This is a genomic window from Ramlibacter aurantiacus, assembly GCF_016722895.1.
Classification (GTDB): domain Bacteria; phylum Pseudomonadota; class Gammaproteobacteria; order Burkholderiales; family Burkholderiaceae_C; genus Ramlibacter; species Ramlibacter aurantiacus.
The window spans coordinates 99,884-113,350 of the sequence record NZ_JAEQNA010000009.1 but is presented as its reverse complement, the minus strand read 5'-3'; the positions used below and the strand labels follow the sequence as shown (position 1 = coordinate 113,350).

The following is a 13,467-nucleotide window of genomic DNA, read 5'->3' as shown; positions in this document are numbered from 1 at the left end:
CAACGACCGCTACGAAAACAACGACAAAGCGTCGATCAAACGTTCATGACGCAAACGGCGCGCACGTTCAGGTAAGCATCCACCGCCTCGGGTCCGCCTTCAGACCCATACCCCGAATCCTTGATGCCACCAAAAGGCACCTCGGCCGTCGGCAGCGCCGGCATGTTCACGTACAGCATGCCCACCTCCACGCGCCGCCCCAGCAGGTCGGCGTTCTTCAGCGAGCGGGTGAAGGCATAGCCGGCCAGGCCATAGGGCAGTCGGTTCGACTCGGCGATCGCGTCCTCCAGCTTGCTGAAGCTGCGGATCGCGGCCAGCGGGCCGAAGGGTTCGTCGTTGAACACCTTGGCATCCAGTGGCACGTCGGCCAGGATGGTCGGTTTCCAGAAGTTGCCCTCGTTACCCAGGCGCTCGCCACCAGCCAGCACCGTGGCGCCGCGCTCGACCGCATCCTGGGTCATCTCGGCCATGGCGGTGAGCCGGCGCGGGTTGGCCAAGGGGCCCATCTGCGTGCCCTCGGCCAGGCCATCGCCGACCCGCAGGCCCTGCGCGTGCTTGGCGAAGGCCTGGGCGAATTCTTCCCGAATGGCCTCGTGCACGAGGAAGCGGGTGGGCGAGATGCAGACCTGGCCCGCGTTGCGGAACTTGGCGGCGGCAGCCGACTTGATCGCCAGGCCGATGTCCGCGTCCTCGCAGACGATGACCGGGGCGTGGCCGCCCAGCTCCATGGTCACGCGCTTCATGTGCTGGCCGGCCATCGCGGCCAGCTGCTTGCCCACGGGGGTCGAGCCCGTGAAGGTGATCTTGCGCACGATCGGGTGCGGGATCAGGTAGCTGGAGATCTCGGCCGGGTTGCCGTAGACCAGCCCCAGCACGCCGGGCGGCAGGCCTGCGTCGGCGAAGGCCTGGATCAGCGCGGCCGGGCCAGCGGGCGTTTCCTCGGGCGCCTTGACGATCATCGAGCAGCCCGCGGCCAGCGCCGCGGCCACCTTGCGCACCACCTGGTTGATCGGGAAGTTCCAGGGCGTGAACGCGGCCACCACGCCCACCGGATCCTTGACCACCATCTGGCGGATGGAGAGGTTGTGGCGCGAGGGCACGATGCGCCCGTAGACGCGGAAGCCTTCCTCGGCGAACCACTCGATGATGTCCGCCGCCGAGGCGGCCTCACCCTTGGCCTCGACCAGCGGCTTGCCCTGCTCCTGGGTCAGCATGCGGCCGATCGTCTCGGCCCGCTCTCGCATGAAGCCGGCGGCCTTGCGCATGATCTTGCTGCGCTCGGCGGCGGTCATGTCGCGCCAGGTCTCGAAGCCCTTCTGCGCCGCTTCGAGCGCACGGTCGAGGTCGACCTTGCTGGCATGGGCGACGCGGCCGATCTCGGCGCCGGTCGCCGGGTTCATGACGGCCAGCGTGCGGCCATCCGCCGCATCCAGCCATTGGCCGTTGATGAAGAGTTGAGTGTTGGGATAGGTCATGCGCGTGTCTCGTAGGGGAAGAAGGGGAGCAACAGTGGATGGTAGGGGATGTGCAAAAGCAGTTGCCAGGTCAGACTTTCCAGCGGGACATTCGGCAGGTCGACCCGCCGCGCAGCGGCAGGGCGCCCCAGCGGCTACCGCGGAACCGGCTTTGCCGGGCCGCTGGTTGCGCCCCCTGGGGGGGGGAGCGGCCGAAGGCCGTTTCGGGGGGGACCTAGTTCGCCAACACCGTGCCCGTGCAATCACCGAAGCCGATGCGTGCGGCCCCGGGCTTCTCGCACCACCCGCGCAGGATCACGGTGTCACCGTCCTCCAGGAAGGCGCGGCTGTCGCCGCCGGGCAGTTGCAGCGGCTTCTTGCCGCCTTCGGTGAGCTCGATCAGCGCTCCGGCCTGGTCCAGCGTGGGGCCCGAGAGCGTGCCGCTGCCCAGCAGGTCGCCCGGCTGCAGGTTGCAGCCGTTCACCGTGTGGTGGGCCACCATCTGGGCCACCGTCCAATACGCGTGGCGGTAGCTGGTGCGGCAGATCGAGGCCGGCGCCTGGCCCGTTTCGCGCATGCGCGCGGTCTGCAGCAGCACCTCGAGCTGGATGTCCAGCGATCCGGCCTGGCGGTTGTCCGCCGAGTCCAGGTAAGGCAGCGGCTGCGGGTCGCCTTCGGCGCGCGAGAAGGGCACGCGGTAGGGTGCCAGCGCCTCCAGCGTCACCACCCAGGGCGAGATGGTGCTGGCGAAGTTCTTGGACAGGAAAGGGCCGAGCGGCTGGTACTCCCAGGCCTGGATGTCGCGGGCCGACCAGTCGTTGAGCAGCACGATGCCGAACACGTGGGCCTCGGCTTGCTCGATCGCGATGGGCTCCCCGATCGCGTTGGCGGGCCCGATGAACACACCCAGCTCCAGCTCGATGTCCAGCCGCTTGCTGGGGGTCAGCTGGGGCTGCGCGGCACCGGGCGCCAGGGTCTGGCCCATCGGGCGCCGGAAGGCCTGGCCCGAGGTGACGATGCTGGAGGCGCGGCCGTGATAGCCGATCGGCACCCACTTGTAGTTGGGCAGCAGCGGGTTGTCGGGGCGGAACTGTTTGCCGATGTTCGTGGCGTGGTGCACCGAGGTGTAGAAGTCGGTGTAGTCGCCGATGCGCGCCGGCACGTCGTATTCGGCCTCCTGCAGGGGCACCAGGCAGGCCTGCAGCGCGCCCTGCTGGGCAGAGCCTTCGCGCAGCGCACGCGACAGCGCCAGCCGCAGCGCGCTCCACGCGTCGGGGCCCAGCGCCATCAGCGCGTTGAGCTTGTCCTGCGCGGCAGCACGGATCGCCTCGCCGGCCGCGCCCTCGAACACCGCGGCCCGCGACAAGGCCGCCAGGTCCACGATCTGGTCGCCGATGGCCACGCCACCGCGAAAGGCCTCGCCCTGCCCCCGCCGGCGGAACACGGCGAAAGGCAGGTTCTGCAGCGGGAACTCGCAACCGGCGGCCTGGGCCGAGGCGACCCAGCTGCGCAGGTTCGGGTCGTGGGTTTCGTTCAGTGGGGACATGCACAAACTCCTTGAATGCAACCCGCCATTTTGCGGCGGCGCGCGCACCCGCTGGCCAAGCCTGAGCTGCCGGGGCGGGTCGCGCCCGCCGACAGCGACCCGGGCCCTGGCGCCGGGCTATGCTTTCGCTCCCGAGAGACAACGCCGGCGCACATGCCGACGTCGAAAGGCAAGCTCATGAAAGAACCCACCTCCCCCGCCGAACTCGCCCTGCGCGACGCCGCCCGCGAATACCACCGCAGCCCCGGCAAGGGCAAGATCGCGGTCACGCCCACCAAGCCCCTGTCCAACCAGCGCGACCTGTCGCTGGCGTATTCGCCCGGAGTCGCCTATCCCTGCCTGGACATCCAGGCCGATCCGTCGCTGGCGGCGGAGTACACCGCCCGCGGCAACCTGGTGGGCGTGGTCACCAACGGCACCGCCGTGCTCGGGCTGGGTGACATCGGGCCACTGGCCGGCAAGCCGGTGATGGAGGGCAAGGGGTGCCTGTTCAAGAAGTTCGCCGGGATCGACGTGTTCGACATCGAGCTGGCCGAGCGCGACCCCGACAAGCTGGTGGACATCGTCGCCGCGCTGGAGCCCACGCTGGGCGGCGTCAACCTCGAGGACATCAAGGCGCCCGAGTGCTTCTACATCGAGCGCAAGCTGCGCGACCGGCTGAACATCCCCGTCTTCCACGACGACCAGCACGGCACCGCCATCATCTCCGGGGCCGCCCTGCTCAATGGCCTGGAGCTGGTGGGCAAGCGCATCGACCAGGTGAAGCTGGTGGCCTCGGGCGCCGGCGCCGCCGCCATCGCCTGCCTGGACCTCATGGTCGAACTGGGCGTCGCGCGCCGCAACATCTTCGTGGTCGATTCCAAGGGCGTGATCTACCAGGGACGCCCGGGCGGCTTCGACGAATCCAAGGCCGCCTACGCGCAGGACACCTCGGCCCGCACCCTGGCCGACGTGGTCCAGGGCGCCGACGTGTTCCTGGGCTGCTCCACCGCCGGCGTGCTCTCGCCCGAGATGGTCAAGACCATGGCCGACAAGCCCATCATCCTGGCGCTGGCCAATCCAGAACCCGAGATCCGCCCCGAGCTGGCGCGGGCGGCGCGGCCCGATTGCATCATCGCCACCGGCCGCTCCGATTACCCGAACCAGGTCAACAACGTCCTGTGCTTCCCGTACATCTTCCGCGGCGCCCTCGACTGCGGGGCCACCAAGATCACCGAGGCGATGAAGCTCGCCTGCGTGCGCGAAATCGCCGCGCTGGCCAAGGCCGACATCAGCGAGGAAGTGGCCAACGCCTACGCCGGCACCGAGCTGTCCTTCGGTCCCGACTACATCATCCCCACGCCCTTCGACTCGCGCCTGATCCTGCGCATCGCACCGGCCGTGGCGCGTGCCGCCGAGGAATCGGGCGTGGCCACCCGGCCCATCACCGACTACGACGCCTACACCCAGAGCCTCACCCGCTTCGTCTACCAGACCGGCATGATCATGCGGCCGGTCTTCATGGCGGCCAAGGCTTCCGAGGCCAAACGCGTGGCCTATGCCGAGGGCGAGGACGAGCGCGTCCTGCGCGCGGCGCAACTCGCCATCGACGACAAGCTGGCCCACCCCATCCTGATCGGCCGTCCCGAGGTGATCGAAGCGCGCATCGCCAAGGCCGGCCTGCGCATGCGCCTCGGGCAGGACGTCGAGTGCGTCAACCCGGAGAGCGACACGCGCTTTCGCCACTACTGGGAAACCTATCACCATCTGATGGGTCGCCACGGCATCACGCCCGAGGCGGCCAAGGCCGCCGTTCGTCGCTCCAACACGCTGATCGGTGCGCTGGGCGTGCGCCTGGGTGATGCCGACGCCATGCTGTGCGGCCTGGTGGGCCGCTTCGACGGCCACCTCGAACACGTGCGGCAGGTGGTCGGCTGCGAGGACGAGTCCGGTGCCCTGGCCACCCTCAACGGCCTGATGCTGCAGGACCGCACGCTCTTCATCGCCGACACCTACGTCAACGAGGATCCCGACGCCGCGCTGCTCGCGCGCATCGCGCAGATGGCCGCGGCCCAGGTGCAGCGCTTCGGCCTGCCGCCCAAGGTGGCCTTCCTCTCGCACAGCAACTACGGCTCGTCCTCGCGCGGTTCGGCCGCCAAGATGCGGCGAGCGCGCGACCTGTTCCGGCAGCTCGAACCCGACATCGAGTGCGACGGCGAGCTGCAGGGCGACGCCGCCCTGTCCGAGCCCGTGCGCCGTGCCAGCCTGATGGATGGCACGCTCACCGGCGAGGCCAACCTGCTGATCTGCCCCACGCTGGATGCGGCCAACATCCTGTTCAACGTGCTCAAGATCACCGGCGGCCACGGCATCACCGTGGGCCCGATGCTGCTGGGCGCCAAGGCGCCGGTGCACGTGCTCACGCCCTCGGCCACCGTGCGCCGCATCGTCAACATGACCGCGCTGGCCGCGGCGGCAGCCAGGCGCTAACCACCCGCAGTCGCCGTTACACCCGCTTGCGGCGACTGCGGCGGCCTCTGGTAGAAACCCTTCCCTTTCACAAGACCGCGTCGGAGCGCGGCACAAGGGAATCGTTGCCGAATGTTTGTTGATCGTTCATCGCGCGGCGTCGTCGCCGCCGCCACCGCCCTGCATCGCCCTGCGCCCCGCGCAGCCCTGTGCAGCCGATCCATCGGCTCTGCCGCGACCTGAATGACGGCGAGCACGGTCGAGCGGACCTTCCTCGGTCCCGTCCCCCACGTCACGCCCGGCGAACTGGCGTCCGGCCAGCGCCTGCTGGTGCGCGACCTGGGCTGGGCCAGCCTCACCGGGGCCTTCTCCGGCGGGGTGATCCTGATGGCCTTCGCGCTGTCGGTCGGGGCCACGCCCTTCCACATCGGCCTGTTGGCCGCCATTCCCTTCCTCGCGCAAGTGGCCCAGCTGCCCGCGGCCTGGCTGATCGAGCGCGTGCGCAAGCGCCGGCTGATCGGCGTGGGCACCCTCACCGGCGCGCGCGTGCTGATCGGGCTGATGGCCCTGCTGCCGCTGCTGCCTTCGCTGCCGGCGGCGCTGGCCCTGCTGATCGTGCTGCAGGTGCTGATCGCCTCGCTGCATGCGGTGGGCGGCTGCTCTGTCAATTCCTGGCTGCACCAGCTGATCCCGCCGCAGCAACTGGGCCACTTCTTCGCCCGGCGGCTGTTCGTCGGCACGCTGGTCGCCTGCGTGGGCACGCTGGCCGCCGGCGCGCTGGTGGACCATCCGCCCCTGGGCCAGACCGCCAACGCCTATGTCGTGGCCTTCCTGCTGGCGGGGCTCGCCGGCTTCGTCAGCTCCAGCTACCTGGCCCGGACCCCCGAGCCGCTCATGCCCGACGCCGGGCCGGCCAGCGAGCTGGGCGAGCGCATGGCCGCGCCCTTCCGCGACCGCAACTTCCGCCGCCTGCTGGTGTTCATGGGCGCCTGGACGCTGGCGTCCAACGTGGCCGCGCCCTTCCTCACCGTGTACCTGATCAACCAGCGCGGCTACTCGGTGATCACGGTCACCCAGCTGTGGGTGGTGAGCCAGGTCGCCAACGCGCTCACCCTGTACCTGTGGGGCCGGCTGTCGGACCGGCTGTCGAACAAGAGCGTGCTGGCGGTGGTGCTGCCGGTGCACTTCCTGGGCATGCTCGCCCTGGTGTTCGCCGAGGCCGTGTCCAGCCCCGAGGCGCAGCTGGCCCTGCTCTACGCCATCCACCTGGTGCTGGGCATCGCCACCGGCGGCATCGGCCTGGCCACGGGCAACATCGGCCTGAAACTCGCGCCGCGGGGCCAGGGCACGCCCTACCTGGCCGCCATCGGGCTGGTGTCGGCGGTGGCCGGCGGTTTCGCACCGATCGCCGCCGGTGCGCTGGCGCAGACGCTGAAGACCAGCGCCTTCTCGGCAGTGATCCGCTGGGCCACCCCCGGCAGCGCCGGCGAAAAGACCGTCGTGAGCTTCGCCCACTGGGAATTCCTGTTCGCCATCTCCGCGCTGCTCGGCCTGTACGTCATGCACGCCCTGTCGCGGGTGCGCGAAGGCGAAGAGGTGAGCGAACGGCTGGTGGTGCAGGAATTCGCCCTCGAAGCCTGGCGCGCGCTGAACAACTTTTCCGCCGGGGCGCTCGGCAACCTGTTCCCGTTCGAGCGCCTGACCGAGCGGCGCAAGTGGTGGCGCGAGCGCTTCGCGCGGCAGGATGTGTGAGGGTTCTGGTCCTGCCGCTCGTCACAACGCCTGCGACACGAAGGCGTAGAGCACCAGCGGTCGCGCCGGAAACCCCGCCGGCCGCGTCAGCGGCGTCGCCGCCATCGCCTCGAAGGCCAGGCCGGCGCGCGTCGCCCTCACCCCCGCCGCCGTGCCGGCGAGCTGTCGGCCCGGCTGCGTGGCGGCGCTCTCGCCCCAGATGCGCCCGTAGTCCAGCGCCAGCACCCCGGCCCACCGCGCATTGCCCCAGGTGCCCAGGAACGTGCTGGCTTCATTGCGCCAGGCCAGGCCGCTCTCGGCCAGCAGGACCGCGTCGCCGTCGAAGCCGCGCACCGTGTATCGGCCGCCGATGGCGAACTGATCGATCGCCAGGGTCGTCTGCCGGGTGGCCTGCAAGCGCAGGCTGGACTGCACGGTCCAGGGCTGCGCTCCCCGGCGCAGGTCCTGCTGCCAACCCAGCGCGGCGCTCCACACGCCGGGGCGCAGGCGGGCCCCACCGCCTTCGGATGCGGCGAGCTCGGGCGATGCCTGGCGGGCGGACACCACGTGCCGCAGGCCGAGTTCGGCGTCCAGGGCGCCGGTGCCGAACAGCTGGCGGTAGCGCAGCCCGGCGCTGGCGCTGGTGCTGCGGCGACGCTGCGCCACCACCTCCTGGTCACCGACCCAGCCCCGGGATCGACGCGCCGACACCGCGGCGAGCAGGTCCAGGCGGCTGCTGGCTGAACGCCAGGCGGTGTGCTGCAAGCGCAGCTCCCCGGTCTCGCTCTCACCGCCGATCGCCACGGTGTGCAGCGGCATGGGCTGGGCGAAGCGGTTGCGGCCGGCCTCCAGCGTCCACAACCCGTAGCCCCACGGCACGCTGTACTGCACCGAGCCCGCCTGGCTGCGGCGTTCGGGCCCCGGGCGTTCCACCGGGGTCTGGAAGCTGAAGGCCAGGATGTCGTTCAGTCCGAGCGGGTTGTCCCAGGCCCCGTGCCCCGCCGCCAGGGTGCGGCCCAGCACCGGCCCGCCGCCGTTGTCCAGGCGCAGGCCGCCGCGCAGGCGCTGGCGCCAGGTGGCCGGCTCGCGTTCGATGAACAGGTCGCTGGTGTCCGGGCGCTCGCCGGGCTCGACGCGCACGCGCACCGATTGGCTGGGCAGCCGCTTCATGTTCTCGACGCCGTGCTCGAGGTCGCGCGTGTTCATCAGGTCCCCGGTGGCGAGCGGGAAGGCGTTGCGCCAAGTCCCCCAGCCGTCGGCGGCATCGGGCCCATCGAGCAGCTCGATCCGGGCCACGCGGCCGGCGTGCAGCTGCAGCAGCAGCCTGCCGCTGGCGAGGTCCTGTGCGGGATAGGCCACCCGCGTCGTGGCAAAGCCCGCCGCCTGCAGCGCCTGGTCGAGCTCGTGCGCCAGCCGGGCCAGGCCCTGGCCGCCGAGGCAGGCGGGCGGCCGGGTGCGCGCCATTTGCAGCAGCCAGGTGAATCGCGCGGCATCGGGGCCGGCCAGCTCGACCTCGCGCACCGGGTGGCAATCGGTCTCGACCGGCGGCGGACCCGCCGGGCCGGCACGCTCCGGCGGGCGCAGCTCGCTGGGCGCGAACTCCAGGGCCCGGCGTTCGCGCTGGCGGCTCTCCTCCTGCCGGCGCAGGCCTTCGAGGATCAAGGGGTCGGCCGCCGATGGGGCCAATGGCTGGGCCGCCACCACGCCCGCCATCGCGCAGGCCGACAGCAGCACGGCCAGGCGAGCGAGGGCCGGGGGAACGAGGAAGACGGGCGCGGCGGGCCCGGAGAAATGGATCACTGGTGCTCCGGCTGGGTTCGGCGGTCGGGTGGGACAGCGGGTCGCGCGGATCAGGCGCGCCGCGCGGCGTGAAATGTAAAACAAAGTATTCGATCGCCCGCCGCAATCGCCCATTGGGGCCATGCCCGGCGGCCCACGCGAGCCCCAGCCGCACGTATCGTCGGCAGGATCGCCAGGAAAGCCATGTCCACGAAGATTTCCGTCATCCACGCTGCGCAGATCGACCGGGCCATGCAGGCCCGGTGGCTCGCGCTCCAGGAGGCCAACCCCGCCCTCGCCAGCCCCTACTTCTGCCCCGAGTTCACCCGGCAGGTCGCCCGGGTCCGCCCCGACGTGCGGGTGGCGGTCATCGAGGACGCCGATGGCGTCCAGGGCTTTTTCCCGTACCAGGGCCGCTGGGGCATGGGACGCCCGGTGGGTGCCCCGCTGTCCGACCACCATGGCGTGGTCTGCGCACCGGACCTGTCGATCGACTGGCCGCGGCTGCTGCAGGCCACCGGCCTGTCGTTCTGGGAATTCGACCACCTGCCCCGGGCGCAGGCGCCGACACCGGGCCTTCGGCCATCGGAGTCCCCCGGGCTGGACCTGTCGCGCGGCTTCACCGCGTACAAGCGCTCGCGGATCGAGTCCGGCGCGCGCCGCATCGCCGAGCTCGACCGCAAGGCCCGCAAGATGGCGCGCGAAGTGGGGCCCCTGCGCTTCGAGCCGCACTCGGCCGATCGGGCGGTGTTCGACGCCGTGCTGGAACTGAAGTCGCAGCAGTGCCGGCGCACCGGCGTGCCGGATTTCTTCGCCCGCGGATGGACCCGCGAGCTGGTCGAATCGATCTGGAAAACGGAGCACCCCGGCTTCGCCGGGCGGCTCTCCGCGCTGTATGCCGGCGACACCCTGGTCGCTGCCCACCTGGGGATGCGCTCGCGCACCGTGTGGCACTGGTGGTTCCCGGTCTACGAGCACGCCCAGGCCCGGCACTCCCCCGGCGCCCAGATGCTGATGGCGGTGGCCCAAGCGGCCGCCGCCGAGGGGTGCGGCCTGCTCGACCTGGGCAAGGGCGAGGACGCATACAAGCACAGCTTCGCCGACTGCGCCTCACCGCTGGTCGAGGGCTGGGTGAGCCGCCCGGCCCTGGCCACGGCGCTGCACGGCGCGCGCGGCGCCACGATGAACTGGCTGCGGTCCTCGCGAGCCTTGCAGCCGTTGAAGCCGCTGGTGCGGCGGATCAGGCGCCGGGCGGTTTGAAATGCTCCCCCGGGTCGCACCACCCACCCCGGCTAGCTCGAGAGCCAGCGGAGCAGGCGACCATGACGTCTAGGCCAGCGGCTTGCGCGGCCGCACCGTGGCCGCGGAACGGTGCTCCGGCAGGGGCCGGTGTTCCGCCGCCGGCTTGACCTCGCCGCGCCCCAGGCCGACCCAGCGGCGCAGGCGCACCGTGCCGCGGACGGAGGGGTGCTGGCGCCACTCCTCGAAGGGCGTGGTCACCTGGGCCAGCAGCAGGGGCAGGGGCGTGGACAGCCACACCGAAATACGCGGCAGGCAGAGCAAGTCGCTGCCTGCCGGCGCGCGCCGGCTATCCGAGCTGGTGGCCATGGCATAGCCGGCATCGCGCGCCATCTCCACGTGCTCGGGCCGGTACCGCCCGTACGGGTAGCAGAAGCTGCGGACCTCGCAGCCCAGCAGGTGCTCCAGCTCGTCCTTGCAGTGCGTGATCTCGTCATGCGCCCGCCCTGCGTCGCAGGTGGGCAGGTCCACGTGGTTGCAGGTATGCGCGCCCACCTCCATGCCGGCATCGATCCAGCCGCGCAATTGCGCCAGGTCCATCAGCGGCGCGTCGGGCACGCCGATCGAGCGGTCCCAGACGTTCGAGCCGCCGACCTGCCGGCTGACCACGAAGGAGGTGGCCGTGAAGCCCAGCTCGCGCAGCACCGGCAGCGCGTGCAGGTAGTTGTTGACGTAGCCGTCGTCCAGGGTGATGCCCACGACCTTGCCGGTCTTCTCTCCGCGCAGGTAGGGCTCCAGCTCGCGAAGGGACACCCCGCGCCAGCCCAGGCGATGGAGCGCCCGCATCTGCCGCGCGAACCGGGCCGGCGGCAGCACCAGGCTGCGGAAAGGCACTCCCCGCTTGGGCAGGGCATCGGTCTGGTGGTACGAGAGGATCGGGATGGGGGGCCGAAAGGGCAGGCTTGAGCTCGTCTCGTTCATCGTTCTGTCCGGTTCACTCCCACGCGTGGAGCTCGGCTAAAGGTCGACAGTTCAGGCATTGTGAGGCTGGACCGCAAGCTCGTGGGGCGGTCCCGCGCCTGCCAACCCCGCCCGATGGAGCTATTGCCCCAGCCGTGCCAGGGAAAACCGGTCAGCCGATGCTGCGGTAGACGGCGTCGATGAGCGCGCCGGCGAGGGGACCCGTGTTGGCGATGGGATGCATGCGGTTGGGCACGTAGCTGAAGCTCAGCCGCCGGTCCGGATCGGCGAAAGCGATCGGCCCGCCCATGCCCGGATGGCCGAAGCTGCGCGGCCCCGGTCCGATCGAGAACGCCGGACCCGCCCGCATGAAGCCCAGCCCCATGGCGAAGGGGCGCTGCGTCATGAAATCCATCCCGTTCCAGCTGCCCTCCACCGCCTCGGCCAGCACGGCCGGATCGACCACCTCATACCCCTCCAGCCGTCCGCCCGCCGCCAGGGCCGCATAGATGCGTGCCATGCCGCGCGCGTTGCCATGGCCGGCGTAACGCCGCCAGGCGGTCGAGTTGTAGTCCTCGTCGCGCGGCAGCGGCCGCCAGGCGCGGTGGAGTGGCGACTCGGTGTTGCGCTTCATGCCCTCCAGGCTGGGCGTGCCCGGGGTCTCGATGTAATCGGCGCACAGGTCCATCTGCGCGTCTTCCAGGCCCAGCCAGTACTCGGCGCCCAGCGGCGTGGCGATCTCGTCGCGCTGGACGTCATGGATGGATCGCCCGGTCGCCTGCCGCACCAGTTCGGCGCACAGCGGCGGGTAGGTGAAGGAGTGGTAGCAGGCCTGGGTGCCCGGCGGCCACTCGGGGGCCTGCTCCTCCAGCGCCCGGGCGACCACGCCCGGCTGGTAGAGCGAACCCGGCGGAGCCCGGTCGGGAAAGGGCAGGCCCGCCAGGTGGCCCAGCAGCAGGCGCACGCTGAGGTCCTGCTTGCCGGCCTGTCCGAAGGCCGGCCAGTAGCGGGCCACCGGCGCGTCGAGTTCGACCGCGCCCTGCCCCACCAGGCGCAGCACGCACAGCGCGAACACCGACTTGCCGACCGACTTCATGTCGGTGATCGTGTGCCGCTGCCACGGCAGGGTGCGCGCCCGGTCACGCCAGCCGGCCCACAGGTCGACCACCGGCTGGCCGTCGACCATCACGGCCACCGCGCAGCCCACCTCATCGCCGCTGGCCATGTTGGCCTGCAGCGCCTGGCGCACCGGCTCGAATGCCGGGTCGCAAATGCCGTCGATCGGCGCGTCGCCTGCCTTCATGCGCCGCCCGTCATTCCATGCTGATCCTGGCTTCGCGGATCACCTTTCCCCATTTGGTGATCTCGCTTTCCAGCGCGGACTTGAACTGCTCGGGCGACATCACCAGCGTGCGGCTGTCGGCCTTGGCCCAGGCTTCCTGGACATCGGGGCGGCGCAGGATGGCGCTGATCTCCGTGTTGAGCCGCTCCACGATGGGCCGCGGCGTGCCCGCCGGGGCCGCCACGCCGATCAGCACCGGCACGTCGTAGCCGGGCAGGCCGGCTTCGGCGATGGTGGGCACCTCGGGCAGCGCCGGCGAGCGCTGCGAGCCGGTGACGCCCAGCGCCCGCAGCTTGCCTTCGCGAATGAGCTGGGTCGCGCCGGTGACCGGATGGAACATCGCCTGCACGCGGCCCTCCAGCAGGTCGACGCGGGCCGAGCCGCCGGTCTTGTAGGGGATGTGGACCATGTGCACGCCGGCCATCGACTCCATCAGCTCGCCCTGCAGGTGCAGCATGCTGCCCGTTCCGGTGGAGGCGTAGTTGATCTGCCCCGGCTTCGACTTCGCCAGCGCGATGAACTCCTTGAGGTTGTTCGCCGGCACGGAGGGGTGCACCACCAGCACGCCCTCGGCCGCGCTGAGCGTGGCCACCGGCACCAGGTCGCGCAGCAGCTGGTACTTGGAGCGGTTGATGCCCATCGCCTCCAGCACCGAATGCGAGCTGGTGATCATCACCAGCGTGTGCCCGTCCGGCGCGGCCTTGGCCGCCATCTCGGTGCCGATGGCGAAGTTGCCGCCCGGCCGGTTCTCGATCACCACCGGCTGGCCCAGCGCCGCCTGCAGGTGCTGGCCGACGATGCGCGCGTAAATGTCGGTGGCGCCGCCGGCCCCGAAGGGCACGATCAGGCGGATGGGGCGCGAAGGCCAGTTCTGCGCCTGCGCGGCGCCCAGCGGCGCAGCCACGGCGAGCGCGGCCAGGGCGAGGTTGAAGTGGCGGCGTTGGAGGCTCATCGGGTTCTCCTGTGGG

At 71.0% G+C, this 13,467-nt stretch carries 9 protein-coding genes; 3 read left to right on the top strand and 6 right to left on the bottom strand.

The annotated features are described in order from the left end of the window. Positions 1–35: 35 nt before the first annotated feature. Both JI739_RS20515 and fahA read right to left on the bottom strand, forming a co-directional pair. Complete coding sequence (locus tag JI739_RS20515) at positions 36–1,475, bottom strand: NAD-dependent succinate-semialdehyde dehydrogenase (RefSeq protein WP_201685867.1); 1,440 nt, start codon at positions 1,473–1,475, stop codon at positions 36–38. 214 nt (positions 1,476–1,689) lie between these two features. Further along, the gene (gene fahA, locus JI739_RS20510; protein WP_201685866.1) at positions 1,690–3,000 is read right to left on the bottom strand and encodes a fumarylacetoacetase; all 1,311 of its coding nucleotides are present in this window, start codon (positions 2,998–3,000) and stop codon (positions 1,690–1,692) included. Positions 3,001–3,177: 177 nt separating this feature from the next. On the opposite strand from fahA, the gene JI739_RS20505 reads away from it, so the two are divergent. Together JI739_RS20505 and JI739_RS20500 are read left to right on the top strand one after the other, a co-directional pair. Then, positions 3,178–5,469 carry an NADP-dependent malic enzyme gene (locus tag JI739_RS20505; RefSeq protein WP_201685865.1) on the top strand — a complete coding sequence of 764 codons (2,292 nt, stop codon included), beginning with the start codon at positions 3,178–3,180 and terminating at the stop codon, positions 5,467–5,469. A 222-nt stretch (positions 5,470–5,691) separates the two neighbouring features. Then, positions 5,692–7,200, top strand: a complete 1,509-nt coding sequence (locus JI739_RS20500; protein WP_201685864.1) for an MFS transporter — start codon at positions 5,692–5,694, stop codon at positions 7,198–7,200. Positions 7,201–7,221: 21 nt separating this feature from the next. On the opposite strand, the gene JI739_RS20495 is transcribed toward JI739_RS20500, so the two are convergent. Beyond that, positions 7,222–8,979, bottom strand: a complete 1,758-nt coding sequence (locus JI739_RS20495) for a ShlB/FhaC/HecB family hemolysin secretion/activation protein (protein WP_201685863.1) — start codon at positions 8,977–8,979, stop codon at positions 7,222–7,224. A 183-nt stretch (positions 8,980–9,162) separates the two neighbouring features. Here JI739_RS20495 and JI739_RS20490 point away from each other — a divergent pair, with 183 nt between their 5' ends. Beyond that, positions 9,163–10,218 (top strand): GNAT family N-acetyltransferase, encoded by a 1,056-nt coding sequence (locus JI739_RS20490; RefSeq protein WP_201685862.1) that lies wholly within the window; start codon positions 9,163–9,165, stop codon positions 10,216–10,218. Between the two features lie 69 nt (positions 10,219–10,287). On the opposite strand, the gene JI739_RS20485 is transcribed toward JI739_RS20490, so the two are convergent. From JI739_RS20485 to JI739_RS20475, 3 genes are all read right to left on the bottom strand, one after another. Then, the gene (locus tag JI739_RS20485) at positions 10,288–11,178 is read right to left on the bottom strand and encodes a polysaccharide deacetylase family protein (protein WP_201685861.1); all 891 of its coding nucleotides are present in this window, start codon (positions 11,176–11,178) and stop codon (positions 10,288–10,290) included. A 151-nt stretch (positions 11,179–11,329) separates the two neighbouring features. Continuing rightward, positions 11,330–12,460, bottom strand: a complete 1,131-nt coding sequence (locus JI739_RS20480) for a serine hydrolase domain-containing protein (RefSeq protein ID WP_201685860.1) — start codon at positions 12,458–12,460, stop codon at positions 11,330–11,332. A gap of 10 nt (positions 12,461–12,470) precedes the next feature. Next, positions 12,471–13,451, bottom strand: coding sequence for a Bug family tripartite tricarboxylate transporter substrate binding protein (locus JI739_RS20475; RefSeq protein ID WP_201685859.1), 981 nt, complete (start codon positions 13,449–13,451; stop codon positions 12,471–12,473). Positions 13,452–13,467 lie beyond the last annotated feature (16 nt).